Origin of the sequence: Microbacterium sp. Y-01, assembly GCF_003856715.1 — a bacterium.
In the GTDB taxonomy this organism is placed as follows: Bacteria; Actinomycetota; Actinomycetes; order Actinomycetales; family Microbacteriaceae; genus Microbacterium; species Microbacterium algeriense.
Genome location: NZ_CP024170.1, coordinates 1,079,702 through 1,104,831, shown reverse-complemented (window position 1 = coordinate 1,104,831; position 25,130 = coordinate 1,079,702). Strand labels below are relative to the sequence as shown.

23 protein-coding genes are annotated in these 25,130 nt (G+C 71.8%); 14 read left to right on the top strand and 9 right to left on the bottom strand.

Features of this window, described 5'->3' with window-relative positions; genetic code table 11:
• The first annotated feature begins 27 nt into the window (after nucleotides 1-27).
• Entirely contained in the window at nucleotides 28-678 is a 651-nt protein-coding gene (locus tag CSX12_RS05130) for an HAD-IA family hydrolase (protein ID WP_124895070.1), read from the top strand.
• Nucleotides 679-706: 28 nt separating this feature from the next.
• Here CSX12_RS05130 and CSX12_RS05125 read toward each other — a convergent pair whose 3' ends face one another.
• The gene (locus CSX12_RS05125) at nucleotides 707-1,741 is read right to left on the bottom strand and encodes an aldo/keto reductase (protein WP_124895069.1); all 1,035 of its coding nucleotides are present in this window, start codon (nucleotides 1,739-1,741) and stop codon (nucleotides 707-709) included.
• A gap of 118 nt (nucleotides 1,742-1,859) precedes the next feature.
• Between CSX12_RS05125 and CSX12_RS05120 the strand changes: the two genes are divergently transcribed.
• Entirely contained in the window at nucleotides 1,860-2,417 is a 558-nt protein-coding gene (locus tag CSX12_RS05120) for a TetR/AcrR family transcriptional regulator (protein ID WP_124895068.1), read from the top strand.
• A gap of 12 nt (nucleotides 2,418-2,429) precedes the next feature.
• Here the strand turns inward: CSX12_RS05120 and CSX12_RS05115 are convergent, their stop codons facing one another.
• Together CSX12_RS05115 and CSX12_RS05110 are read right to left on the bottom strand one after the other, a co-directional pair.
• Complete coding sequence (locus CSX12_RS05115) at nucleotides 2,430-3,245, bottom strand: SDR family oxidoreductase (protein WP_017204039.1); 816 nt, start codon at nucleotides 3,243-3,245, stop codon at nucleotides 2,430-2,432.
• Between the two features lie 62 nt (nucleotides 3,246-3,307).
• Nucleotides 3,308-4,069, bottom strand: coding sequence for an SDR family oxidoreductase (locus CSX12_RS05110; protein WP_124895067.1), 762 nt, complete (start codon nucleotides 4,067-4,069; stop codon nucleotides 3,308-3,310).
• A gap of 244 nt (nucleotides 4,070-4,313) precedes the next feature.
• Here CSX12_RS05110 and CSX12_RS05105 point away from each other — a divergent pair, with 244 nt between their 5' ends.
• The 5 genes from CSX12_RS05105 to CSX12_RS05085 are packed head-to-tail and all read left to right on the top strand — an operon-like array spanning nucleotide 4,314 to nucleotide 9,059.
• Nucleotides 4,314-5,768 carry an APC family permease gene (locus tag CSX12_RS05105; RefSeq protein ID WP_124895066.1) on the top strand — a complete coding sequence of 485 codons (1,455 nt, stop codon included), beginning with the start codon at nucleotides 4,314-4,316 and terminating at the stop codon, nucleotides 5,766-5,768.
• Between the two features lie 39 nt (nucleotides 5,769-5,807).
• Nucleotides 5,808-6,647 (top strand): molybdenum cofactor biosynthesis F family protein, encoded by an 840-nt coding sequence (locus CSX12_RS05100; RefSeq protein WP_124895065.1) that lies wholly within the window; start codon nucleotides 5,808-5,810, stop codon nucleotides 6,645-6,647.
• 1 nt (nucleotide 6,648) lies between these two features.
• Complete coding sequence (locus tag CSX12_RS05095; RefSeq protein WP_124895064.1) at nucleotides 6,649-8,292, top strand: amidohydrolase; 1,644 nt, start codon at nucleotides 6,649-6,651, stop codon at nucleotides 8,290-8,292.
• A gap of 25 nt (nucleotides 8,293-8,317) precedes the next feature.
• Entirely contained in the window at nucleotides 8,318-8,674 is a 357-nt protein-coding gene (locus CSX12_RS05090) for a DUF202 domain-containing protein (RefSeq protein WP_017204744.1), read from the top strand.
• Between the two features lie 13 nt (nucleotides 8,675-8,687).
• Entirely contained in the window at nucleotides 8,688-9,059 is a 372-nt protein-coding gene (locus CSX12_RS05085) for a DUF202 domain-containing protein (protein WP_124895063.1), read from the top strand.
• Between the two features lie 97 nt (nucleotides 9,060-9,156).
• Here the strand turns inward: CSX12_RS05085 and CSX12_RS05080 are convergent, their stop codons facing one another.
• The 5 genes from CSX12_RS05080 to CSX12_RS05060 all read right to left on the bottom strand — a co-directional run bounded on the left by CSX12_RS05080 (nucleotide 9,157) and on the right by CSX12_RS05060 (nucleotide 15,072).
• A complete protein-coding gene (locus CSX12_RS05080; RefSeq protein WP_124895062.1) occupies nucleotides 9,157-10,644 on the bottom strand; it encodes an FAD-dependent oxidoreductase in 1,488 nt (495 codons plus the stop codon).
• Between the two features lie 2 nt (nucleotides 10,645-10,646).
• Nucleotides 10,647-12,125 carry an aldehyde dehydrogenase family protein gene (locus CSX12_RS05075; protein WP_241160567.1) on the bottom strand — a complete coding sequence of 493 codons (1,479 nt, stop codon included), beginning with the start codon at nucleotides 12,123-12,125 and terminating at the stop codon, nucleotides 10,647-10,649.
• Between the two features lie 149 nt (nucleotides 12,126-12,274).
• Complete coding sequence (locus CSX12_RS05070; RefSeq protein ID WP_124895061.1) at nucleotides 12,275-12,883, bottom strand: TetR/AcrR family transcriptional regulator; 609 nt, start codon at nucleotides 12,881-12,883, stop codon at nucleotides 12,275-12,277.
• 26 nt (nucleotides 12,884-12,909) lie between these two features.
• Entirely contained in the window at nucleotides 12,910-14,514 is a 1,605-nt protein-coding gene (locus CSX12_RS05065) for an HNH endonuclease signature motif containing protein (protein ID WP_124895060.1), read from the bottom strand.
• Between the two features lie 120 nt (nucleotides 14,515-14,634).
• On the bottom strand, nucleotides 14,635-15,072 hold the full coding sequence (locus CSX12_RS05060) for an Lrp/AsnC family transcriptional regulator (RefSeq protein WP_017204736.1): 438 nt from the start codon (nucleotides 15,070-15,072) through the stop codon (nucleotides 14,635-14,637).
• Nucleotides 15,073-15,221: 149 nt separating this feature from the next.
• On the opposite strand from CSX12_RS05060, the gene pdhA reads away from it, so the two are divergent.
• From pdhA to paaZ, 7 genes are read left to right on the top strand one after another with little or no spacing between them, the layout of a single operon-like run.
• The gene (gene pdhA, locus CSX12_RS05055) at nucleotides 15,222-16,340 is read left to right on the top strand and encodes a pyruvate dehydrogenase (acetyl-transferring) E1 component subunit alpha (protein ID WP_124896809.1); all 1,119 of its coding nucleotides are present in this window, start codon (nucleotides 15,222-15,224) and stop codon (nucleotides 16,338-16,340) included.
• Entirely contained in the window at nucleotides 16,337-17,362 is a 1,026-nt protein-coding gene (locus CSX12_RS05050; protein WP_124895059.1) for a transketolase C-terminal domain-containing protein, read from the top strand. The genes pdhA and CSX12_RS05050 overlap by 4 nt, the downstream gene beginning before the upstream one ends.
• Nucleotides 17,359-18,816: a dihydrolipoamide acetyltransferase family protein gene (locus tag CSX12_RS05045; RefSeq protein ID WP_124895058.1), complete on the top strand. Its 1,458-nt coding sequence runs from the start codon at nucleotides 17,359-17,361 to the stop codon at nucleotides 18,814-18,816. The genes CSX12_RS05050 and CSX12_RS05045 overlap by 4 nt, the downstream gene beginning before the upstream one ends.
• Entirely contained in the window at nucleotides 18,816-20,003 is a 1,188-nt protein-coding gene (locus tag CSX12_RS05040) for an acetyl-CoA C-acyltransferase (protein WP_124895057.1), read from the top strand. Before CSX12_RS05045 ends, CSX12_RS05040 begins: the two co-directional genes overlap by 1 nt.
• Nucleotides 20,000-20,734: an enoyl-CoA hydratase/isomerase family protein gene (locus tag CSX12_RS05035; protein WP_124895056.1), complete on the top strand. Its 735-nt coding sequence runs from the start codon at nucleotides 20,000-20,002 to the stop codon at nucleotides 20,732-20,734. Before CSX12_RS05040 ends, CSX12_RS05035 begins: the two co-directional genes overlap by 4 nt.
• Nucleotides 20,731-21,603: a 3-hydroxyacyl-CoA dehydrogenase family protein gene (locus CSX12_RS05030; RefSeq protein WP_124895055.1), complete on the top strand. Its 873-nt coding sequence runs from the start codon at nucleotides 20,731-20,733 to the stop codon at nucleotides 21,601-21,603. Before CSX12_RS05035 ends, CSX12_RS05030 begins: the two co-directional genes overlap by 4 nt.
• Complete coding sequence (gene paaZ / locus CSX12_RS05025) at nucleotides 21,600-23,693, top strand: phenylacetic acid degradation bifunctional protein PaaZ (RefSeq protein ID WP_206427137.1); 2,094 nt, start codon at nucleotides 21,600-21,602, stop codon at nucleotides 23,691-23,693. Before CSX12_RS05030 ends, paaZ begins: the two co-directional genes overlap by 4 nt.
• A 44-nt stretch (nucleotides 23,694-23,737) precedes the next feature.
• On the opposite strand, the gene CSX12_RS05020 is transcribed toward paaZ, so the two are convergent.
• Complete coding sequence (locus CSX12_RS05020) at nucleotides 23,738-25,021, bottom strand: sensor domain-containing protein (protein ID WP_164479537.1); 1,284 nt, start codon at nucleotides 25,019-25,021, stop codon at nucleotides 23,738-23,740.
• Between the last annotated feature and the right edge of the window lie 109 nt (nucleotides 25,022-25,130).

Here is a 25,130-nt window from a genome sequence, read left to right as displayed (position 1 = left end):
AACGGGACGTGGGATTAGCCTGAGACGATGACCCAGACCATCCACGCCCGCGCCGCCCTCCTCGACATGGACGGCACCCTCGTCGACTCGACAGCTGTGGTGGAGCGGCTGTGGCTGGCCTGGGCGGAGCCGCACGGGATCGCCCCCGAGACGGTGCTGAGCGTCGTGCACGGGCGTCAGGGCCACCAGAGCATGGCGATCATGCTGCCCGAGCGCGATCACGCGATCAACCTCCGCGAGAACGAGGTCATGCTCGCGAACGAGGCGTCCGACGTGGACGGCGTCATCATGATCCCGGGCGCCGACGGTCTGCTCGACGCCCTGGAGCCGTTCCCCCACGCCGTGGTGACCTCGGCCAACGTCGCCCTCATGACCGCGCGGATGCGGCAGGCCGGACTGACCGTGCCCGCCCTCGCCGTGACAGCCGAGAACGTGTCCGCCTCGAAGCCGGACCCGGAGGGTTTCCTCCTCGCCGCGCGCACCCTCGACATCGACCCGGCCGACTGCGTCGTGTTCGAAGACTCCGGCGCCGGGATCCAGGCCGCCCACGCCGCGGGCATGCGCGTGATCGGGGTCGGCCCGCACGCGGCCGCCCACGCCCCGACCGCGCACGTCGACGACCTCACGCACGTGTCGATCGTCGCCCGCGACGAGGGCTTCGAGCTCAGGATCGGCTGATCGGCCGCAGCCGCGCCCGCCGCGCCGGCTAGGCGGCGGAGCGCTGCGCCACGGGTCGCCGTCGCAGGGCGGACTCGAGCACGGCGGGCGGGTTGTACTGCTGGTCGAGGCGCCCGACGTCGGTGCCGGGCGGGACGATCGCGTCGATGCGGTCGAGCACCTCATCCGTGAGCGCGACGTCCACTCCCGCGAGCAGGTCGTCCAGCTGCTCCATCGATCGCGGGCCGATCAGCGCGCTCGTGACGCCGGGATGCGCGATCGCGAACGCCATCGCGAGGTGGGTCATCCGGATGCCGGTCTCCTCGGAGAGCGCGACGACCTGCTCCACCGCGTCGATCCTCCGCTCGTCCTGGTTGTGCCGGAACATGGTCGCGCGGGCGAGGTCGGTCTGCTGTCCCCTCCGGAACCGCCCGGTCAGCATGCCGCCGGCGAGAGGACTCCAGACGAGAGCGCCCATGCCGTAGCGCTGTGCGACAGGCAGGACCTCTCGCTCGATGCCCCGGTTCAGGATCGAGTACGTCGGCTGCTCCGTGCGGAAGCGCTCGAGGCCGCGTCGCTCCGAGGTCCACTGCGCCTCGACCTGCATCGATGCGGGGAAGTCGGAGCTGCCGATCGCCCGCACCTTGCCGCTGCGGACCAGATCGGTCAGCGCGGAGAGCGTCTCCTCGAGGTCGACGGTGTCGTCCGGACGGTGCGCCTGGTACAGGTCGATGTAGTCGGTTCCCAGCCGACGGAGCGAGCCCTCGACGGCGCGCATGATCCATCGGCGCGAGTTGCCGCGGCTGTTGGCGTCATCGCCCATCGGCCCGTTGAACTTCGTGGCGAGGACGACGTCGTCGCGGCGCCCGGCGAGCGCCTTGCCGATGAGCTCCTCGGAGCCGCCCTGCGAGTAGCGGTCGGCCGTGTCGATGATGTTGATGCCTGCGTCGATGGCGCGGTGCACGATGCGGATGGAGTCCCGTTCGTCGCCGTTCCCGATGCTGCCGTCCGTCCCGAGCATCATGGCCCCGAGGGCGAACGGGCTGACCTGGATGCCGGTCCGGCCGAGAGTGCGGTAGTGCATGTCGTGTTCCTTCCGTCGATGGCGCCCTGCTGTCCGGTGCCTTATCCTTGACCGAAGTGGAACGCCTTTCCGGAAGCATACGGAACGTTGTTCCGTTTACGCAACCCCGGGAGGAACAATGCGCGCCGACGCCCGCCGCAATGCCGACGCTCTCACCGACGCCGCGCGCGAGATCTTCGCGACAGAGGGGGTCGATGCGCCCGCGCGGCTGATCGCCGAGCGCGCAGGTGTCGGCGTGGGCACCCTGTATCGGCGGTTCCCGCAGCGCTCGGACCTCGTGGTCGCCGTGTTCCGCCACGCCGTCGACGCCACCGCAGCGGCGGCGGACGAACTCGCCGCGGCGCACGCTCCGGATGAAGCGCTCGCCCAGTGGCTGCAGCGCTTCACGCAGTTCATCGCCACGAAGCGCGGCCTCGCCGCCGCGCTGCACTCCGGCGACCCGGCTTTCGAGGCCCTGCCGTCCTATCTCACCGCCGAGCTCGGCGGAGCCCTCGAACGTCTCCTCGACGCCGCCGCTGAGGCGGGGACGATCCGTCCCGACGTCGACGCGACGCAGCTCCTGTACGCCGCGGCGAACCTCTGCCATTCCGCGGGATCGGAGGAGCAGAGCCAGATCCTGGTCGGGCTGCTGGTGGACGGACTCCGCTACCGCGCCGCGGCCGACAAGGCCTCCTGACGCGCCCTCCGGCTACATCCCTGCGTGGTCGAACGCGATCGTCGGAACGTCGACCACGTGCGACCCGCCGTCCGCCACGATCACCGCGCCGGTGATGTACGACGACTCCCCCGACCCGAGGAACCGCACCACGGACGCGATCTCGGACGGACGCGCCGGTCGGCGCAGCGGCACATCCGCCGTCACCGTGGCGTAGCCCTCCTCCCGTGATGCGAGCCCGGCGTGCGCGGCGAACTCGTCCATCTCCTCGTCCGCCATCGGCGTCTGCACCCACCCGGGGCAGATCGCGTTCACCCGCACCCCGTGCCGGCCGTAGTCCCGCGCGAGCGTGCGGGTCAGGCCGATCAGCGCGTGCTTGCCCACCGTGTACCCCGCCACCGACGGCCCGGCGAACAGCCCGGCGAGCGAAGAGACGATCACGATCTGGCCCTTCGCCTCGATCAATGCGGGAAGCGCCTCCCGCGCCATCGTGAACGCGGTGGTGAGGTTCGCGCGGATCGCCGCCTCCCAGCTCGCGTCGTCGGTCTCGGCCACCGGCGAGAACCCGTGACCGCCCGCGTTGGCGACCAGCACGTCGATGCGTCCGAACCGGGCGAGCACCTCCGCGACCGCCGCCTTGGCGGATTCCGTGTCCGCCGCGTCCGCGATGATGGGCATCGCGCCGACGGCCCGCTCGACCTCGTGCAGCGGCTCGGGTCGGCGACCGACCACGACGACGTGCGCGCCCTCGGCGGCGTACCGCTCGGCGATCGATGCCCCGATGCCGGTGCCGCCTCCCGTGATGACGACGACGCGTCCGGAGACGCTCGATCCGACGACCAGTCCCATGTCTTCTCCTGCACTGCTCTGGCGCGAACTCGCGCGGTGGTTGTCGGCCTGCCGCGGTCGCGTCAGGCCGGGAATCCGGAACGGGCGGCATACCCGAAGTCGCTGAGGAGGCTCGTCCCGTTGACGGCCCTCGCACGCGGCGAGACCAGGTATGCCACGTGGGCGGCGACCTCTGCCGCCGTCTGCACGGGGAACCCGGGATCGACGAAGGCCTGCGCTCCCAGGTCGCCTCGGCTCATCGGGGTGTCGACGATCGAGGGGGCCACGGCGTTCACCCGGATGCCGGTGCCGGTGAGGTCGACCGACAACGCGCGTCCGAACTGGACGAGAGCGGCCTTCGACGCGCAGTAGGGCACCATGCCGGGCGAGGCGACCGAGGCGGAGTCGCTCGCGAGCAGCACGACCGACGCTGAAGCTGCAGCACGCAGGGCGGGAAGCGCGTGTCGGAGCACGAGGAAGGGCCCGGTCACGTTCACGGCGAACACGGCGTTCCACGCGGCCAGGTCGATCTTCTCGATCGAGGAGCCGACGGGCCCGGAGACCCCGGCACAGCAGACGACCGCATCGAGTCGCCCCAGTTCCGCGACAGCGGCGGCGACGGCGACCTGCACCTGGTCCTCGGCGGTGACGTCCGCCACGACCACGACCGGAAGCGCGCTCCCCTCCCCCCGGAGCAGATCCGCGGTGCTCTCGAGCGCGTCGGGATCGCGGTCGAGCAGCGCCACTCTCACCCCCTCTGCGGCGAGCGCGACCGCCGTGGCACGGCCGATGCCGCTTCCGGCGCCCGTGATCAGGGCCGTGGTGCCGAGCAGCTGCAGATCCATCTCGTCCTTCGCGTGCCGTCCGGCACCCGGTGGTGCGCAGGGAGGACGGCGGTGTCTTCCCGGTCATCCTGCTCCCCCTGCTCGGTCGCGGCGACGCGCGAGTGCGGGCTGTGCACGCTGGCACCATCGTCCTTCCCTCAGGGTCAAGTGCGACGGCGACCGCGCGAGCAGACTCGCTCTATCGACGATTCCCCTCGTCGTCGGTGCCGTGTCCGCACGGCCGTCACCCAGCAAAGGAGCCGACGTGGCAGACCCGACATCCGCGTCCACGACGCACACCCATACCTCTCTCCGCCCCGGCGCCCTCGGCGTCGCGGGCATCGTCTTCCTCGTCCTCGCGGCGGTGGCCCCGCTGACCGGCATCGTGGTCGTCGCCTCCCTCGCCATCGCCCTCGGCAACGGCGGCGGCACCCCGATGTCGTTCTTCCTCGTCGCGGCCATCCTGCTGCTGTTCGCGATCGGCTACGCCCAGATGTCGAAGCAGCTCGTGAACGCGGGCGGCTTCTACGCCTTCGTCGTGAAGGGCCTCGGCCGCACCGGCGGACTCGTCGCGGGCCTCATCGCCACGCTCGGCTACAACTTCTTCGTCGTCGGCACGATCGGCACCAGCGGCTTCTTCATGCAGACGATCATCCGCGACCTCACCGGACTCGACGTGCACTGGCTCGTCTGGGGCCTGCTGTCGATCGTCGTGTGCTTCATCCTCGCGCGGATCGGCGTCGACTTCAGCTCGAAGATCCTCGGCGTGTGCCTCGTGCTCGAGGTGCTCATGCTCGTCGTGTTCGACGTCTCTGTGCTCGTGCAGACCGGCTACGACGTGTCGGCGTTCAGCCCGGAGGCCGTGTTCTCCGGCTCGCTGCCCATCGGCCTGCTGCTTGCGGCGACCGGCTTCCTCGGCTTCGAGGCCACTGCGCTCTTCAGCGAGGAGGCCAAGCAGCCGCTGCGCACCATCCCGCGGGCGACCTACACCTCGATCATCGCGATCGGCGTGATCCTCGGCGTCACGACCTGGGCCGTGGTGAGCGCGACCGGCGTCGCACAGGCGCAGGCCACGGCGCTGGAGCACCTGCCCACCGGCGACCTCATCTTCTCGCTCTCGCAGCAGTACCTGGGCGGTCCGCTCACGACCGTGATGATGGTGCTGCTCCTGGTGAGCCTGTTCGCGGCGATGCTCGCGTTCCACAACTCGGCCACCCGCTACCTGTACTCGCTGGGTCGCGCGAAGATCCTCCCCCAGGCCCTCGCCCGCACCCGGCCGAACGGCGCCCCGCAGCTCGCGGGCATCGTGCAGGCCGGCTTCGCGGCGATCATGGCGATCCTGTTCGCCCTCGCCGGCGCCGACCCCATCGTCACGCTCGTGCCCGCAATGCTCGGCTTCGGCACCCTCAGCGTGCTGATCCTGCAGGGGCTCGCGGCGATCTCGATCGTCGTGTACTTCCGGCGCCGGAACGACCCGCGGTGGTGGAGCACGTTCATCGCGCCGGGCATCGGCTTCCTCGGCATCGCGGCCATCTCGATCCTGGCGATCGTGAACTTCAACATCGTGGCCGGCTCCGAGGAGCTGGCGATCCGCCTGATGCCGCTCCTGCTCGTGCTCGCGCTGATCGGCGGCATCGTCTACGCCGCCTACCTCCGCCGCGCCAAGCCCGCCGTGTACGACGGCCTCGCCACCGACCTGGAGCGGTTCAGCGATCGCTGACGTCCGCCCCGACCCCGTTCTCCGAAGGAAGGAATCCCCATGACGACCCTCAACCCCGCCGACACCTCCACCTGGCTGCCGCTGGAAGGCCTCGCCCCCGGTTTCGACGCCAACAAGGCCCCGCACAGCACCGCGCTCAGCGGTCGCGAGATCGCTGTCGTCGACGCCCGCGGCACCCGCATCGTCCACCGCTTCGACGACTCGACGGTCGCCTGGGAGTACCAGCCCGGCACCGAGGACCCCACGGAGGCCGCGTCCGACACCGACGACTACGAGGCGTTCGAGGTCGACGACGAGCTCTACTTCGTGCAGTTCCACCACCGCTACCTCCCGAACGAGGCGGTCTCGCTCGTGCTCGATCTGCGGCACGGACGCTCCCTCGCCGTGATCTCCGAGATCCTCCCCGCGCCCGAGCAGGGCCGCACCCGCGTGCAGCACCACTTCGCCCCCGGCACCATCGAGGGCGCCGCCGTCACCGGTGCCGAGGCCGCCCCCACGACCACGCTCATCGGCCGCCGCGTCGAGTGGGTCTACAGCGAGGAGCACGCCTACGAGCACGTGTACCTCTCCCCGCGCTGGTACTCGTGGCAGTGCCTGGCCGGTCCCGAGCGCGGGCTCGCCGACACCGACGAGAACAGCGTGTGGGAGGTGCGCCCCGGGATCTACATCTTCGCGTGGCGCGAGAAGGTGATCCCGTGCGCCTCGGTCACGATCGCCGACCACCGCGACGTCAACGCGATCCGCTCCCACGGCGTGCTGTTCGGCCTGGACGAGAGCGGTGAGGTGCCGACGCACTTCACGTTCGGCGCGCACGGCCGCCTGCTGTCGACCACCCACCACACCCCGTCGCTCGAGCCCGCGACCTTCGGAGACGCCTGACATGACCGACGTCGCCGACCTCATCGTCACCGGCTCCGTGATCCGCACGTCCGACCGTGCCCGTCCGCGCGCCGAGGCCTTCGCCGTGCGCGACGGACGGATCCTCGCCGTCGGCGACCGCGCCGACGTGGAGCCGTTGCGGGGCCGCCGCACGCGGCTGGTCGAGGTCGGCGACGCGGCGGTCTATCCCGGGTTCGTGGACGTGCACAACCACCACGCGCTCGCCGGACGGACCGAGCTCTTCGAACTGTCGCTGGCCCCTTCCCTCACGCTCGACGAGATCCTCGACCGAGTGCGGGAGAAGGCGCAGACCCTGCCCGAGGACGCGTGGATCGTCGGCGGCGCCGTGGCCACGACCCTGCTTCCCACCCTCGCCAACACCGCCACGCGGTTGCGTCTCGACGAGGCAGCGGGCGGACGGCCCGTGGCGCTCATGGAGGACTCCCGCCACAACCGCTGGGCCAGCACCCGGGCGCTGGAGCTCGCCGGCATCACGGCGGCCAGCATCCCGACCTCCGGGGTCACGGTGCTCGACCCCGACGACGGCACCCCCACGGGAGTGCTCCTGGAAGCCGCCGGCATCCCGGTGCAGGAGGCATACGACCGCAGCGGCGGACTCACCGCTGAGCAGCACGCGGCCGCCTCCCGCCGCGGGATCGAGCTGCTGAACTCGTTCGGGATCACGGCGTTCCAGGACGCGGGGGTCTCCGTCGACATCCTCGCCGCGCTCGCCGGACTCGACCGCGCCGACGAGCTGCACGCCTGGGTGGTCTCCTCGCTCCTCATCAACGACGAGATCTTCGGGTTCGACCCCATCGGCGCTCCCCTGCTCGACCGCGGCGAGGAGTTCCGCACGCCGCATCACCGTCCCGACTTCGTGAAGATCTTCCTCGACGGCGTGCCGCCCGCCCGGACGGCCTCCTTCCTTGACCCGTATCCGGCCGATCCCGTGCACGGGGCGCACTTCCACGGCGAGACGACCATGACCCTCGACGAGCTCACGGGGTGGCTGCGCACCGTGGCCGAGCGTGGCCTCGGCGCCAAGGTGCACTGCACGGGGGACGGCTCCGCGCGCCTCGTGCTCGACGCCGCGGAGCGCCTGCGCGCGGAAGGGTTCACGACGCCGGTGCAGATCGCGCACGGACAGTTCCTCGCGGAGAGCGACATCCCCCGACTCTCCGCGCTGGACGTCTCGGCCGACATCTCGCCCTTCATCTGGTACCCGGGTGTGATCCCGCAGGCGCTGGCAGACGTGCTGGGCGATCGTGCCGAGCACTCGCAGCCCAACCGCGCGCTGCTGGACGCAGGGGCGCTCGTGGCCGGCGGCTCGGACTGGCCGGTGAGCGAGTCGCCGAACACGCTCGAGGGCCTGCAGGGGCTGGTGACACGGGCCGATCCGCTCGGCCGGGCCGCGGGCACGCTGTGGCCGGAACAGGCGATCTCGGCCGAGGAGGCACTGGGGGTCTTCACGATCAATGCCGCGACGGCGATGGGGCTCGGCGCCGAGACCGGTTCGCTGACCCCCGGCAAATCGGCCGACTTCGTGATCCTGGAACGGGACGCGATCGGCGGACCGGCGGAGGAGATCGTGCACACCGAGGTCGTCTCGACGTGGTTCGCCGGACGCGCGGTGCACGAGCGCTGAGCGGGCCGCGCCGTACGATGGGCGCATGCGCCGCTTCCCCGCCTCCGTCTACCGGGTCGGGGACGAGCCCGATCCCCGGTTCTCCCTCGCCAACGAGCGCACGTTCCTGGCCTGGACCCGCACCGGCCTGGCGCTGATCGCGGGCGGCGTCGCGCTCGAGGTCCTCGGGCTCGATCTGCACCCGGGCTTCCGCCTGGCCGCATCGCTGCTGCTGATCATCGCCGGCACGGCCGTGGCGCCGCTCGCCTGGTTCGAGTGGATGCGGGCCGAGCGCGCCCTGCGGCAGGGACGACCGTTGCCCGGCGCGCTGTCGGCCGTGGTGCTCGCCGTGGTCGTGGTGGCGACGGGGCTGCTCGTCCTCGCCGGGGTGCTGTGGCGCTGACGGAGCGGAGACGATGACCACGCCCGACACCCCCGCGCCCGATCTGTACGACCCCGGGCTGCAGCCGGAGCGGACGGAGCTGGCCTGGCGGCGCACGGCCCTCGCGATCGCGATCGGCTCGCTGCTGTCGCTGCGGGTGTTCCCCCTGGTGCTGCCGACCGGCGCCGAGGGGTGGGGCCTCGTACCGGGCGTGCTGGGCGTCGGCACGGCGGCGCTGCTCTGGATCGCCGCGCGCCGGCGGCAGCGCCGGACGACCGCGGTGCTCACCGCGCGCACGAGCGGACCGCTGCCGGGGGGCGTGCTCCCGCTCGTGCTGACGGTGTTCGCGACCGGCTTCGGCATCGTCGCCCTCGCGCTCGTGATGGTCGCACTGCTCACCGGCTGACCCCTGGTCCAAGGGGGTGGCGCGGGAGCGCGGGGCGACCGCGGCTCGCGCCGCGCCGCCCCGCGTCCTCGCCGCCCCGCGTCCTCGCCGCCCTCCCTCAGCCGGCGAGGAGGAACCGCGCGCCGCGTTCGCCGATCATGGCCGCGGGTGCGTTGGTGTTGCCCGTGGGCACGGTCGGAATGACCGAGGCATCGATCACCCGGAGCCCCTCGATCCCGCGCACCCGGAGCTGCGGATCGACCACGGCTTCCGGATCGGAGCCCATGCGGCACGTGCCGACCTGGTGGTGGTAGGTGATGGCGGTGCGGCGCACCCACTCCTCCACGTCGTCGTCCGCCACGTCTGGCCCGGGGTAGACCTCGACCGCTCCCCACTCCTCGGCGAGCGCGGGCTGCCCGCCGATGCGGCGGCACTGCCGCACGGACGCGGCCAGGGCGTCGGCGTCGCGCTGATCCTCCAGCGCCGCCAGGTCGATGTGCGGCAGGTCGTGGAGGCCGGGGCCGGTGAGACGCAGCTCGCCGCGGCTGTACGGCGTCACCAGGCCGGCCATGAGCGTGAACCCGTCGGTGCCGCGCGGCTCCAGCTCGCCCCACATGGGCACGGAGAAGTGGATGGGCTGCGTGTCCGGCTGCGCGAGGCCGTCCCGGCTGCGCCAGAACAGGTGGCTCTGCGTGACGGAGACGCCCGGTTGCGGCGGCCCCACCGGCTTCTTCTCGGTCGCGAAGATCACCGGCGAGAGCAGATGGTCGTGGAGATTCTTGCCCACGCCGGGCGCATCGTGCACCACGGGAATGCCGAGCGCGGTCAGCTCGGCGGCGGGACCGATGCCCGAGCGGAGCAGGATGACGGGAGTGCCGAGGGCGCCCGCGGACAGGATCACCTCGTCCGCGAAGACCTCCTCGGCCTCGTCGCCCTCCCCCAGCCGGATGCCCACCGCGCGCCCATCGCGCACGATCACGGAGTGGACGGCGCGGCCGGTGAGGATGGTCATCCGGTCGGCGATCGGCTGCGCATAGGCGGTCCAGGTGTTGACGCGCCGGCCGTCCTTGATCGTGACCTGCTCCTGCGAGACCCCGTCGAGCGTGCCGCCGTTGTAGTTCGGGTTGCGCGGCAGCCCCTCCTCGACGGCGGCGTCGATGATCGAGGCCTGGATGGGCGAGAGGGCGTAGTCGTCGGTCACGGGCAGCAGGTCGTTCTCGATCGCGTCGTAGATCGGCTCGACGTCGGCCCAACCCCACCCCGTCGCCCCCGCGGCCTCCCAGGCGTCGTAGTCCGAGGCCGCGCCGCGCACCCAGATCATGGCGTTCAGCGCGTGCGAGCCGCCGGTCACCTTGCCTCGCGGGAGGTGGAGCCGCCGGCCGCCGGCGCGCGGCTGCGGCACAGTGAAGAAGTCCCAGTCCTCGGTCGAGTGCCACAGCTCCCCCGCCCGCGACGGGTCATGGATCGCCGGGTTCGTGTCGTAGCCGCCCGCCTCGACGAGCGTCACCGCGACACCGGCGTCCGTGAGGCGTCGGGCGACGATGGCCCCCGACGTCCCGGCTCCGACGACGATGGCGGAGCGCACCTCGCTGTTCGCGCCGGTCACGCTCAGGCCTTCCGGCCCGGTCCCGAGACGACCTGGCTGACGGCGACGGACTTGAGCCCCTCGACGCCGAACTCCAACCCGTACCCTGAACTCTTCACTCCGCCGAACGGCACCATCGGGTGCAGGCCGCCGTGGGAGTTGATCCACACCGTGCCGGACTGCATGCGTGCGGCGACGGCCCGCGCTTCGTCGGGGTCGCTCGACCACACCGACGCACCGAGCCCGACGTCGAGCGAGTTCGCCAGCTCGAAGGCCTCGTCGACATCGCTGTACCGGATGACCGGGAGGGCCGGGCCGAACTGCTCCTCCTGCACGAGCGCGGCGTCGTTGTCGATGTCGGCGACGATCGTCGGACGGTAGAACAGCTCGCCGAGGTCGGATGCCGGTTCGCCGCCGGTGACGATCCGGGCGCCGCGGCTCCTCGCATCGTCGACCAGGCGGCTGACGATGTCGAACTGCGGACGGTTCTGCAGCGGTCCGAGCACGTTGCCCTCGTCGAGGCCGTTACCCATCGGCACCTGCTCGGCGATCGCGGCGAGCGCGTCCACGACCTCGTCGTACACGGAGTCGTGCACGTAGAGGCGCTTCATGGCGGCGCAGGTCTGTCCGGTGTTGATGAACGCGCCCCAGAAGAGGTCTTCCGCGATGGCCGAAGGATCCGTGCCCGGAAGCACGATGCCCGCGTCGTTGCCGCCCAGCTCGAGCGTGAGACGGGCGAGGTTGCCCGCGGAACTCTCGATGATGCGACGGCCCGTGGCGGTCGAACCGGTGAACATGATCTTGTCGATGTCGGGGTGCGAGGCGAGACGCGCGCCGACCTCGCGATCGCCGGAGACCCCGATGAGGACGTCGGCGGGGAGCACCTCGTTCATCACGGCGAGCATCGCCAGCACGCTCAGCGGTGTGTACTCGCTGGGCTTCGCGACGACGGTGTTCCCCATGCGCAGCGATGGCCCGATCTGCCAGATCGTGATCATGAGCGGCCAGTTCCACGGTCCGATCGCGCCGACGACGCCGGCCGCCTTGTAGACGAGCTCGGCGTGCAGCGTCTCGTCATCGACGAGCACCTGCGGCTCGATGACGGTGGTGGCGTTGGTGCGCAGCCACGCCGAGCACGCGCCGAGCTCGAACCGTGCGTTGGGACCGTTGAGCGGTTTGCCCTGCTCCCGCGACAGGAGGTACGCCAGGCCCTCGGCGTTCGCATCGATGGCGTCGGCGGCGGCCAGGAGCAGTTCACTCCGCTTCTCGTGCCCGAGCGCCTCCCACGCGGGCTGCGCGGCCTTCGCGCGGGCGATCGCGTCGTCCAGATCCTCGACCGAGGCGACGGGAGCCCTGCCGATGACCTCGCGGGTCGCGGCGTCCGGGATCTCCCGTCCGCTGCCCTCCGGCGCCTGGATGCGGTCGAGCAGCGCGGCCGCGGCGGCTGCCGCGGAATCGGCGGGTCCGGATGCGACGGGGACGGAAACGGCGGAATCGGACATCAGGGACTCTCCTTCGAGCGTGGCGCTGGTCGACGGCCGTGGGGAAGCGGTCGCCTCTCTCATTGTCGGGCGCGGTCTCGCGCCGCACTTGTCGCGGAGCGCGCCGCAGATGTCCGAGTGCGAAGGGTTGCCCGCGGCGGACTGTCGGGTCAGCGCGTGCGGAGTCCGTCGAGCGCGACGGTGAGCACGTCGCGCGCGAGAGCGTCGGCGTCTTCGGCCCCACCCGGCCGGTACCACTCGACGAGGGAGTTCACCATGCCGAACAGGAGCCGGGTCGCGACGGCGGCGTCGAGGTCAGCCCGCACGGTGCCCTCCTTCTGCGCCGCGCGGACGATGCCGGTGACCTGCTGATCGAACGCGCGGCGTCGTTCGAGCGCGCGACGTTCGATCTCGCTGTTGCCTCGCACACGCAATAGCAGCGTGACCGCGGGCAGGTGCGCGGCGAGGACGCGCACCGCACCCTCCAGCACCGCGGCGAGGCGTTCGCTCGGAACGACCGACTGCGTGCGGACGAGCACACCCTCGAGCCCGTCGAGCGCTTCGCTCAGCGCGGTCTCGAGGATCTCCTCCTTCGAGGAGAAGTGGTGGTAGAGCGCGGCCTTGGAGAGGCCGAGGCGCGCGGCGAGTGCGGAGACGGGCGTCGCGTCATAGCCGGACTCGTTGAACACGGCGACGGCGGCGTCGAGCAGGCCGCTGCGGTCGTACCCCGGACGTCCGCGCTTCGCCGGCTGCGCCGCGCCCTCGACCGTCTGACTCACAGCCTCAGTGTGCCACGCCCGCCGGTTCAGGCCCGAACGGTCGCGTGCCTGTCCCGCGACGGGCCGCTCCGATGTGGTTTGACGTGTGGGGTGCGCCATTGTCGGGTGGGGTCCCACCAGGCGGGGCCGCGGATGTGGGGGGTGCCGTGGTGCATGCGGATGTCCCATCCGCTGGTGGGGAGGGTGCGGTGGTGGTGCCAGCAGAGGGTGACGCCGTTGTCGGTGTGGGTGGGTCCGCCGCGGGAGTGTTCGGTGACGTGGTGGATCTCGCACCAGGTTGCGGGGACGTGGCAGCCGGGGATGAGGCATTCGCGGGCGCGGAGGGTGATCGCGCGGCGTTGGGGTGCGGTGAAGATGCGGTCGGTGGTGGTGATGCCGATGATGCGGCCGTGCGGGTCGAACAGGACGCGTTGGATGCCGCCGGCGCAGGCGGTGTGCGCGGCGGTGCGGGGGTGGGTGGGTGTGTCGATGCCGTCGATGTGCGCCCATCCGGTGCCGGTGGCGTAGTCGCTCGCGGTGATGGAGACCACCAGGGTCGGGGCGGCGCCTCCCAGGCGGGGGGTGTCGTCGTGGCGGGCGGCGATGCCCAGGATCGCGGCGAGCGTGTCGTGCTGCCGTTGCGCTCTGGTGCGGGTGTCGACCATCCGGGTCGGGTCCTCCGAGGGAAGAACCCCCTCACCCATCCCCGCGTCCTCGCCCCCGTCGTGCTCGTCGGAGCCGTCAGCGCTTCCTGGATGCTGTGGGTCGCGGGTCGGGGTGAAGTGGACACCGCCGGGGTGGGGTGGGCCGTCGACTTTCGGGTTCAGGTATGCGTCGAACAGGCGCTGCAACTGTCCCGCGACCTCCGGGAGCAGCCGCCCGTGGATCGGGATGGTGCCGTCTTTCGCTCTCCCCAGGGTGAGGGCCCGCCCGCGCATCGCGATCTCGTCCGCGGGCTCGGCACCATCCGGGTCGAGGTACTGCACGATCACCCGGGACAGCAGCCGCAGATCCTCCGGCGTCGCGGCCGGCCCAGCGTCTCGGTTTCCAGCATCGGCCATATCGGGATTCGCGGCGCTCGTGTCGACTTCTTCCTCGACACCTGCATCACCGGGCGTGTTCCCGTCACCGTCACCGTCTCCGGCGCAGCCGCGGGCATACGCGGCAAGCTCCGCATCCGCGCGGAGCCGGTCGGCGGTGCCGACCCGGGCACCGGCCTGCTCGATCGGCCCGATCGCGGCCAGCAGCCCGGAGACGCCGATCACCCCGTCCAGCAGCGCCTCCCGCAACCCCGGCCACCGCGCCGGCAACCACGCCCCGCTGGACACATCCACCTCCCGGCGCACCGCCCGCGCGGCCGTGACCACCCGCCCCGCACCCGGAGCATCCACCCGCAGCACCCGCTGCAGCAACTCGCTCACCGTCCGACACCCGAACTGTCCGCAGAACGCCGCATCCCCCGACCCCGCCGCCCGCGCCGGCACCGACGCGACCGTCTCGACCACGACCGCGTCCACCCGCCGCTGCACCCGACCCGCGACCTGCAACAACGCCATCTTCGCCTCGTCCGACAGCCCCGCGATCACATCCCCGGCCAGCACCGCATCCAGGTCGATCACGACCTGCTCCAACAGCTCCGCGGGATTGCTCATGCCCCCAGTCAACCCCGGGGCACCGACATTCCCACCCCGAAAAGACCCAGCTCAGGCCAATATTCCAGCACACATGCATCTCCGAAGCCGTGCCCCGCGACGGCCACGGCGCAGACCCGCTCAGTCGCGCTGGAAGTCCTCGAAGATGAGAGTCGTCCTGGTCGATCGGATCGACGGGATCGCCTGGATGTCCTCCAAGACGATGCGCCGCAGGTCTCGCGCGTCGTTGGCCCGCACCAGCAGGATCACGTCGAAGTCTCCCCCGACAAGCGCCATGTGCTCGATCTCCGGGATGGCCCGCAGCCGCTCGCTCACGGCTTGCCAAGTTGCCTGCTCGATCGCGAGGGTGACGTAGGCGCTGGCGTGGTGGCCGAGCAACACGGGATCCGTGCGAACGGTGTAGCCCGTGATGACACCCGCGTCCGTGAGCCGCTTGATCCTCGCGTGCGCGCCGGCCCGCGAGACGTGCACTGCCTCGGCGATCGCCGTCATCGAGGTGCGCGCATCACGGCGCAGCTCTTCCAGGATGGCGCGATCCGTCTCGTCCAGCGCGACCATGCGCCCCTCCATTCGTGCGGGAATTCTGACACTTCGCTCAAGGATGCCCCACATCGAAGGATTTCATCCAGGAATCGACGAAAGATCTTGGATGAATGTCGCGTCGGGAGCATGCTGTCCTCATCGAGTTCGGCAAGGAGGGCGAACGGATGCTGCACACCGACCTGCTCCCGCGAGACACCGCGGTGCGACTGATCGACGAGAACGGGGAGTCCGTCTCGGATGAGCGGTACGCCCTCCCGGAATCCGGGGCCCTGCTCGCCGCCTATCGCGGCCTCGTCGAGGGTCGGCGCCTCAACGACCAGGCCAGCGCGCTGGTCCGTCAGGGCCGCCTCGCCGTATACCCCTCCTCTCACGGGCAGGAAGCCTGCCAGGTCGGCGCCGCGATGGTGCTGAGCGCACAGGACTGGCTGTTCCCGACATACCGCGACTCGGTCGCCCTGATCGCCCGCGGCGTGGCGCCCGCCGAGGCGATGGTGCTCCTCAAGGGCGACTGGCACTCGGGGTACGACGTCCGCGCCCACCACGTCGCCCCGCAGGCCACTCCGCTCGCGACGCAGTTGCTGCACGCTGTCGGGTTCGCACACGCGGCGAAGCACCGCGGCGAGGACACGGTCGTCCTCGCCCTGTGCGGCGACGGCGCGACAAGCGAAGGCGACTTCCATGAGGCGATGAACTTCGCGGCGGTGTTCCACGTGCCCGTGGTCTTCTTCGTGCAGAACAACGAGTTCGCCATCTCGGTCCCCCTCTCCCGCCAGACCGCGGCGCCCTCCCTGGCCCACAAGGCGATCGGCTACGGCATGCCGGGCCAGCGCGTCGACGGCAACGACGTCGCCGCGGTCCTGGCCGTGCTGGGTGAGGCCATCGACCGCGCCCGCGCCGGCGGCGGCCCCTCACTCGTCGAGGCGCACACCTATCGGATGCAGGCGCACACCAACGCCGACGACGACACCCGCTACCGCGAGCGCGACGAGGTGCAGGCCTGGGTCGCCCGCGATCCGCTGCGGCGCCTGCGCGCGCACCTCACCGCGACCGGGGCGCTGGACGAGGAGACCGAGGAGCGGTTCGCTCGCGGCGCGGACGGGATCGCCGACGAGATGCGTACCGCTCTGAACACCGACGCCGACCTGGACCCCGAAGACCTGTTCCGTTTCGTGACCTCGACCCGCTCGCCGCAGCTCGAGGAGCAGTGGCGGCTGCTGCGGGGAGAGATCGAGCGGTCGCAGCTCGCCGACGCCTCCGGCCCGTCGAACGGAGAATCCCGATGACGATCGCGCAGGACGACACCCGCACGACGGCCGACGCCGGCACCGTGACGACCATGACCATGGCCGGGGCTCTGAACCGCGCTCTCGCCGACGCCCTCGCTGCCGACCCCGACGTGATCGTGTTCGGGGAGGACGTGGGAGCGCTCGGCGGTGTGTTCCGTATCACCGACGGACTCACCGCCCGCTTCGGCGAAGACCGCTGCTTCGACACCCCGCTGGCGGAGTCCGGCATCGTCGGAACCGCCGTCGGCATGGCGATGAACGGCCTGCGGCCGGTCGTGGAGATGCAGTTCGACGCCTTCGCGCTGCCCGCCTTCGAGCAGGTGGTCAGCCACGTGGCCAAACTCGGCAACCGCACCCGCGGAGGAATCCGGATGCCGCTCGTGATCCGCATCCCCTTCGGCGGCGGCATCGGCGGGGTGGAGCACCACTGCGACTCCTCCGAGGCGTACTACGCGCACACCCCGGGCCTGACCGTCGTCAGTCCGTCCACTCCGCAGGACGCGTACTCGCTGCTGCGCGCCGCGATCGCCTCCCCCGACCCGGTGATCTTCCTCGAGCCGAAGAAGCTGTACTGGTCCAAGGGAGAGGTCGACACCGCCGTCACCGCCGAGCTCGGCACGGCCCGCATCGCGCGCGAGGGCACCGACGTCACTCTTCTCGCCTACGGAGCCTCCGTCCCCCTCGCCCTGGAAGCGGCGGAGGTCGCCGCCGCCGAGGGGCGCAGCGTGCAGGTGGTCGACGTCCGCTCGCTCTCCCCCTTCGACGACGCCACCGTCACCGCGGCGGTCACGTCGACCGGGCGGGCGGTGGTGATCGCCGAGGCGCCCGGCTACGTCAGCGTCGCCTCCGAGATACAGGCCCGCGTCTTCGAGCGCTGCTTCGAGTACCTCGAGGCGCCGGTGCGCCGGGTGACGGGGTTCGACACCCCCTACGCGCCGCCGAAGCTCGAGCACTGGTACCTGCCCGACGTCGACCGCGTGCTCGATGCGATCGACACGCTCCACTGGGAGGACGCATGAGCACGCCCCTGAAGTCCGACACCGCTGGACGAGTCTTCCGTCTGCCCGACCTCGGCGAGGGGCTGACCGAGGCCGGGCTCGTGCAGTGGCTCGTCGCGGTCGGCGACACCATCGCCACGGATCAGCCGATCGCCGAGGTGGAGACCGCGAAGAGCGTTGTCGAGCTGCCGTCCCCCTTCGCAGGCGTCGTGACCGCACTGCACGGCGCCCCGGGCGACACGATCGACGTCGGCGCTCCGGTCCTCGAGGTCTCCGCAGCCGCGGGACCCGGGGCATCCGAGCCCGGAGCGGAGGCGGCGGAGACACGCGAGCCGGAGCACGAGGCGTACCGGGAAGAGGAGCGCGCCGGCTCCGGGAACGTCCTCATCGGCTACGGCACCACGGCCGGATCCGCCACGGGTCGACGCCGCCCGCCGGCCCGCTCCGCCGACCCATCCCGCGCCGCACAAGCCTCGCCCGTCGCACCGGCCGCGCCCGTCGCGAGCCGGACGGACCGGGCGCAGGCATCGTCCGCGCGAACTGGTGCGGAACAGCCGGGGCAGGATGCCGTCGCGCGTCGCCGCCCCGTCGCCGTCCGCTCCCCGCTCGTGCGTCGCCTGGCCCGCGATCTCGGCCTCGACGTGCACACGATCACCGCGACAGGACCGGACGGCGCGATCACCCGGGCCGACGTGCTGCAGGCGGCTGTCGAGAATGCCGTCGACGGCGCGGCGGCGCATCACCGGAACGCCACGGAAGCCGGCGAGACGCTGGACGGCCTCGGTGTGCGGTCCCGCGAGCCGCTCTCGCCGTTGCGGCGCGCGGTCAGCGCCAAGCTCTCCCGGAGCCGCTCCGAGATCCCGGAGGCGACGGTCTGGGTCGACGTCGACGCGACCGAGCTGTGGGACCTCCGTCCGCAGGTGGCACCCGAGGGCGAGAAGGCGCCGTCACTGACGGCGCTGCTCGCGCGCTTCGTGCTCCTGGCGCTGGAGGAATACCCCGTGCTCGCCTCGCGTCTGACCGAGAGCAGCGACGCGCTGATCTCCTTCGACGGCGTGAACCTCGGGATCGCCGTCGACACCGAACGGGGACTCCTCGTCCCCGTGCTCCCCCGCGCCCACACGCTCAGCGTGGGCGAACTCGACGCCGCGCTGCGGGAGCTCACCGCGACGGCCAGAGCCGGATCGATGCCCCCTGAGCGGCTGCGCGGGTCGACGTTCACCCTCAACAACTACGGAGGGCTCGGGGTCGACGGATCGGCGGCGATCATCAACCACCCCGATGTCGCGATCCTGGGGATCGGCCGGATCCTCGAGCGGCCGTGGGTCGTCGACGGCGCGATCGTCCCCCGGCGGATCATGCAGCTCTCGCTCGCGTTCGACCACCGGGTGTGCGACGGCGGCTACGCGGCCGGCTTCCTCCGCCGGGTGACCGAGCTCATCGAGCATCCGCTGCGCGCGTTCGGGAGGGTCTGATGACGGAGGCCTATCTCGTCGGAGGCGTCCGCACCGCGGTGGGCCGGTACGGCGGCGCTCTCGCGAGCGTGCGTCCGGACGACCTCGCCGCGATCGTAGTGCGCGAGGCGGTGACCAGGGCCGGACTGCCGGATGACGTGATCGACGAGGTGATCCTCGGCGCCGCGAATCAGGCGGGCGAGGACAACCGCAATGTCGCCCGGATGGCCGTGCTGCTCGCGGGCCTTCCCGACAGCGTGCCGGGGATCACCGTGAACCGCCTCTGCGCTTCGGGGATGTCGGCGATCGCGATGGCCGCGCAGGCGGTCCGCGCGGGAGACGCCGACGTGATCGTCGCGGGCGGGGTCGAGTCGATGACGCGCGCGCCGTGGGTGCAGGCCAAGGCCGAGCGCGCCTGGGCCAAGCCGGGAGAGGCCTACGACACCTCGATCGGATGGCGTTTCACCAATCCGCGCCTGGCCGCGCGCGCGAGCGCGACGTTCTCGATGCCGGAGACCGCCGAGGAGGTCGCCCGTCGCGACGGGATCACCCGCGAGGATGCCGATGGCTTCGCCCTGCGCAGTCAGCAGCGCGCGGTCGCGGCGATCGACGCGGGCCGTTTCGCGCCGGAGATCGTGGCCGTGCCGACCCGCAGCGGTGAGGTCCGCGTCGACGAGGGGCCGCGGCGAGACACCAGCAGCGAGGCTCTGGCCGCCCTGCGCCCGGTGGTGGCCGGCGGCGAGGTCGTCACGGCCGGCAACTCCAGCGCACTCAACGACGGCTCCTCGGCGATCGTCGTCGCCAGCGCCGAGGCCGTCCGCACCCACGGGCTCGTGCCTCGTGCGCGCATCGTCACCGCGACCTCCGCCGCACTGGCTCCCGAGATCATGGGGCTCGGTCCGGTGCCGGCGACCGAGAAGGCTCTGGGTCGTGCGGGGCTCCGCCTCGACGCGATCGGAGCCGTGGAGCTGAACGAGGCGTTCGCGACGCAGTCGCTCGCCGTCATCCGCCGTCTCGATCTCGACCCGGAGATCGTGAACCGCGACGGCGGCGCGATCGCCCTCGGCCACCCGCTGGGCTCGAGCGGCTGCCGGATCGTGGTCACCCTCCTCGGCCGCATGGAGCGCGAAGACGCGGAGCTCGGGCTCGCGACGATGTGCGTCGGCGTCGGTCAGGGCACCGCGATGATCCTGGAGCGCGTGCGATGACCCTTCGCATCGAGGAGCAGGACGACCGGGTGGTGGCCACCCTCGACCGCCCGGAGAAGCGCAACGCGATCGACCAGGAGACCATCGACGCCCTGCACGTCCTGTGCGCTCTGCTCGAGGAAAGACCTCGCGTGCTCATCCTCACCGGATCCGACGGCGTGTTCGCCGCCGGCGCCGACATCGCGCAGCTCCGCGAGCGCACGCCCGATGACGCCAGGCGCGGTATCAACGCGACCGCGTTCATCCGTGTCAGCGAACTGCCGATGCCCGTGATCGCGGCGCTGGACGGATGGGCGCTCGGCGGCGGAGCCGAGCTCGCCTACGCGGCCGACATCCGGATCGGCACGCCGGCCCTGAGGATCGGAAACCCGGAGACGGGGCTCGGCATCCTGGCCGCGGCCGGAGCGACCTGGCGTCTGCCCGAGATCGTCGGACAGGCCCGCGCGAGCGAGCTGCTGCTCACCGGCAGGCTCCTCGACGCGGACGAGGCGCTGGCCTGGGGACTGGTGTCGGCACTGCATCCCTCCGCCGACCTGCTCGACGCGGCGCACGCGATCGCGGACCGCATCTGCGCCAACGACCCGCTCGCCACCCGGCACACCAAGCGCGCGCTGCGGGCCCCGCACGCTGAGCACCCCGCCATCGAGTTCGAGCTGCAGGCGGAGCTGTTCGCCTCGCCCGAGAAGCACCGGCGGATGACCGACTTCCTGGAGAGGCGGGCACGGCGATGACCGACACCGAGGCGACAGCACCGGCACGGGTGGGCGTGCTCGGCGGCGGACGGATGGGCGCCGGCATCGCGCACGCCTTCCTGCTCGCGGGGTCGCGGGTCAGCGTGGTGGAGCGCGACCACGCGGCGGCGCGAGCGGCCGCCGAGCGGCTGGGCGACAGCATCCGCCGCTCCGTCGAGCGGGACCCCCTTCTCGACGCGGTGCCGTTGGGCGAGGGCTACGAGTGCGGCACCGACGTCTCGCTCTTCGCCGATTGCGATCTGGTGGTGGAGGCGGTCCCCGAGGACCGCGCCCTCAAGGAAACGGCGCTCGGTCGCGCCGAGGCGGCGATGGCCGAGGGGGCGATCCTGGCGTCGAACACCTCGTCCATCTCGATCGACGACCTCGCCTCAAGGCGCCTCCGCCCCGCGAGCTTCCTGGGACTGCACTTCTTCAACCCCGTCCCGGCCTCCGCCCTGGTCGAGGTCGTTCGCGGGGCGTCGACCGGCGACGCCGTCGTCGACCGCGCGCGGTCCTGGGTGCAGGCGCTGCGGAAGACACCCATCGTCGTGCACGACTCCCCCGGCTTCGCTTCGTCGAGGCTCGGCGTGCTGCTCGGCCTGGAGGCGATCCGGATGCTCGAGGAGGGCGTGGCCGATGCGGCGGACATCGACGCGGCGATGACTCTGGGCTACCGGCATCCGATCGGCCCGCTGCGCACCACAGACCTGGTCGGACTCGACGTGCGGCTGGGCATCGCGGAGGAGCTGGCCGCCGCGCTGGGACCGCGCTTCGAACCGCCCGCTCTGCTGCGGGCGATGGTCGCGGACGGCCGGCTCGGCCGCAAGAGCGGAGAGGGCTTCTACCGATGGAACGAGGAGACGTCATGACGGAGTATCTGCCGAGCTATGTCGAGGGCGCGTGGTGGACGCCCGCCGCCGGAGCGGACCGGAGCCCTGCCGGGACTCCGGTGCGCGACGCCTCGACGGGTGAGGTCGTCACGACGGTGAGCGCCGAGGGCCTGGGCCTCGCGTCCGCGCTGGAGTACGGGCGGACGACGGGCCAGGCGAGCCTGGGTGCGCTCACCTTCCACCAGCGTGCCGTCCTGCTCAAGAAGCTCGCCCTCGCTCTGACCGAGCGCAAGGAGGAGCTGTACGCGCTGTCGGCGCGGACGGGCGCCACGAAGACCGATTCCTGGGTCGACATCGACGGCGGCATCGGCGTGCTGTTCTCCTACTCCGGCAAAGGACGCCGCGAGCTGCCGAACAGCAGGGTGCACGTCGACGGGCCGGTGGAGCCGCTCTCGAAGGACGGGTCCTTCCTCGGCCGCCATGTGTACACGACCCTGCCCGGCGTCGCCGTCCAGATCAACGCGTTCAACTTCCCGGTGTGGGGCGCGCTCGAGAAGCTCGCCCCGGCGTTCCTGGCCGGCATGCCGACGCTCATCAAGCCGGCGACTCCCACCGGCTATCTGGCCGAGGCGATGGTCCGCATCCTCGTCGACTCCGGTCTGCTCCCCGAGGGATCGCTCCAGTTGGTCACCGGCGGCGTCCCCGCGCTGTTCGAGCATCTGCGGCTGGGAGACCTGGTCGGCTTCACCGGCAGCGCTTCGACGGCGGAGAGCCTCAAGGCGCATCCGGCGGTGCAGACCGGCGGCGTGCGCTTCACGGCGGAGACCGACTCCATCAACGCTTCGGTCCTCGGCACGGATGCGGTGGCCGGCACCCCGGAGTTCGACGCCTACGTGCGCCAGCTGGTGACCGAGATGACGACGAAGGCCGGACAGAAGTGCACGGCGATCCGGCGGGCCATCGTCCCGGAGGCCGCCGCCGACGACGTGATCGAGGCCGTCCGCGCGCGCATCGCGGACAAGACCGTGCTCGGCGACCCGCGCGCCGAAGGCGTGACCATGGGGCCGCTCGCCTCGACCGCGCAACGCGATGAGGTGCTGCGTCAGGTGCGCGCGCTGCAGGACGCGGGCGGGCGTCTCGTGATCGGCTCGACCGATGCCCCCGAGGTGCGCCGGGCCGACGGCGCGACGGGTCCGGCACCGGACGGCGCCTTCGTCGCTCCCGTCCTCCTGCGATTCGACGATGCTCAGGCCGACGCGGTGCACACGGTCGAAGCCTTCGGACCGGTGGCCTCGCTCCTCACCTACGCCACGACGGCCGACGCGGCGGCGCTGGTCGGGCGCGGCGGAGGCTCGCTCGTGACGAGCATCGCGACGCACGACCCCGCCCAGGCCGTGGAGCTCGCGACGCGGATCGCCCCGTTCAACGGCCGGATGCTGCTGCTCGACCGTGACGACGCCCGCTCCTCGACAGGACACGGCTCACCCCTGCCGAACCTCGTCCACGGGGGTCCGGGGCGCGCCGGCGGCGGCGAGGAACTCGGCGGCATCCGCGCGGTGCTGCACCACATGCAGCGCACCGCCGTGCAGGGGTCCCCCGAGATGCTGACCGCTCTCACCGGCATCTGGCATGCGGGCGCGACGGCCCACAGCGAGGGACGACACCCGTTCCGCAAGTCGCTCGCGGAGCTGCGCATCGGCGACCGGATCGCCTCGGCCGCGCGGGAGGTCACCCTGGACGACATCGAGACCTTCGCGCATTTCACCGGCGACACCTTCTACGCCCACATGGACCAGGACGCCGCCGCAGCGAACCCGTTCTTCCCCGGTCGCGTCGCCCACGGCTACCTGCTCGTCTCGTGGGCGGCAGGACTGTTCGTGGACCCTGAACCGGGTCCCGTGCTCGCGAACTACGGCCTGGAGAACCTGCGCTTCCTCACGCCGGTTTCGCCGGGCGACAGCATCCGCGTCGAACTCACCGCCAAGCAGATCACGCCGCGCGAGACCGACGAGTACGGCGAGGTGCGCTGGGACGCCGTGATCCGGAACCAGGATGACGGGACGGTCGCGACGTACGACGTGCTCACCCTCGTCAGCAAGGAGCCCGCCGCCGAGCCCGTCTCCGTGTGAGGGACACGATCCCGCGGCCGGCGCCGCTCGCCGCGTCCGCGGGGTCAGCCGAAGTTCAGCGGCGTGCGCAGCGTCGCGTCCTCGACCAGGATCCCGGTGATGACGGCGGCGGGATCGGTCGCCTCGCGGTCCGCCCGGAACCGCAGCGTGATGCCGTCGCGCGAAGCCGACTCGTAGAAGAACTCCCCGGAGGACACCACGCGGCTCGTCGTCCCCTCGGGGAAGGCGGCGATCGCCGCCGAGACCGGGTCGCCGACGCGCACGCCGCCGGCCGCGGGGAGCGCGGCGCCGTCGTGCGTCCGGTCACCGCTCACATTCGCCGCTCCGACCGAGATCCCCGACACGACGTCGTCATCGTCGGCCCACAGCAGGAGCGAGGCGGAGCCGTCCGCGGCGATGAGGCGCGTCGGGCCGCCCCAGTCCGACTCCTCCACGTGCGCACCCGGAACGGCGGCGATCGCTTCGGCGACGTCGACGCCGAGAGGCACCGGTCCCACTCCCGCAGCGGAGATCTCCCATTCGCCCCACGGCGCGCTGGGGTCGGCGGCAGCGGGGGTCGGCGCCGGGGTCGGCGGGTTCGCCGTCAGCTCGTCGATCAGCATCGCGCGCGCCTCGCTCGCGCGATCCCGCAGCAACGCGGCGGCCTGTGCGGTGTCGAAGTCCGGTTCTCCCCCGAACGGCTGCCAGAACGAGACGATGACGTTGCCGACCGAGGCGTAGCCCTTGTATTGGTTCCAGCCGTCGTCGCTCCCGCGCGGCACGGTGAGAGAACCCGCGATCGCGCGCACGCCCCCCTCTCCTTCGGCCGAGGACGACACGAAGGACGACGCGTCTTCATACTCGAACTCGACGCACTGATCAGCAGCTTGGGCGTACTGGTCCATTCGCGCCTGCGCGGCCGCCTCGTCGGCGAACTGCAGGACGTGCAGCCAGCCGTCCCGTTCCGGGGGAGCCGCCGTCGTCCAGGTCATCGTGCGGGCGCCGACCGAGCCGAGCGCTGCTTCGGCGAGCAGAGCATTGCAGGCCGCGGGGCTGGCCACGGGTCCGCCTCCGTCGGAGATGGCGATCAGGGACGAGGACGGGGCGCTCACGTCGCCGACCGAGGGAAGCATGTCGGCGATCTCCGCCGCGGCGGGCAGGAACCAGTCCAGCTCATCGCCGACGAAGTCCAGGGGCCCCGCGTACGGGTCCGGCGTGGCGCTCTCGCTCGGCGTCGGCTGCGCGGTCGGCGTGGACTGCGGAGCGGGGGCGCACCCCGCCATCGCGAGCAGGGCGCCGACGGCGGCGACCCCGACCGTGGTCGTGATGACAGAACGCGAGCGCGACATGGATCCTCCGATGGACACGTGCGCCGCTGGTCGGCGCCCCCCTGAGAGGAGACTAGACGGCGACGCGGCCCTGCCGGCTGCTTGCGGGCTGGTCGAGACCAGAACGATA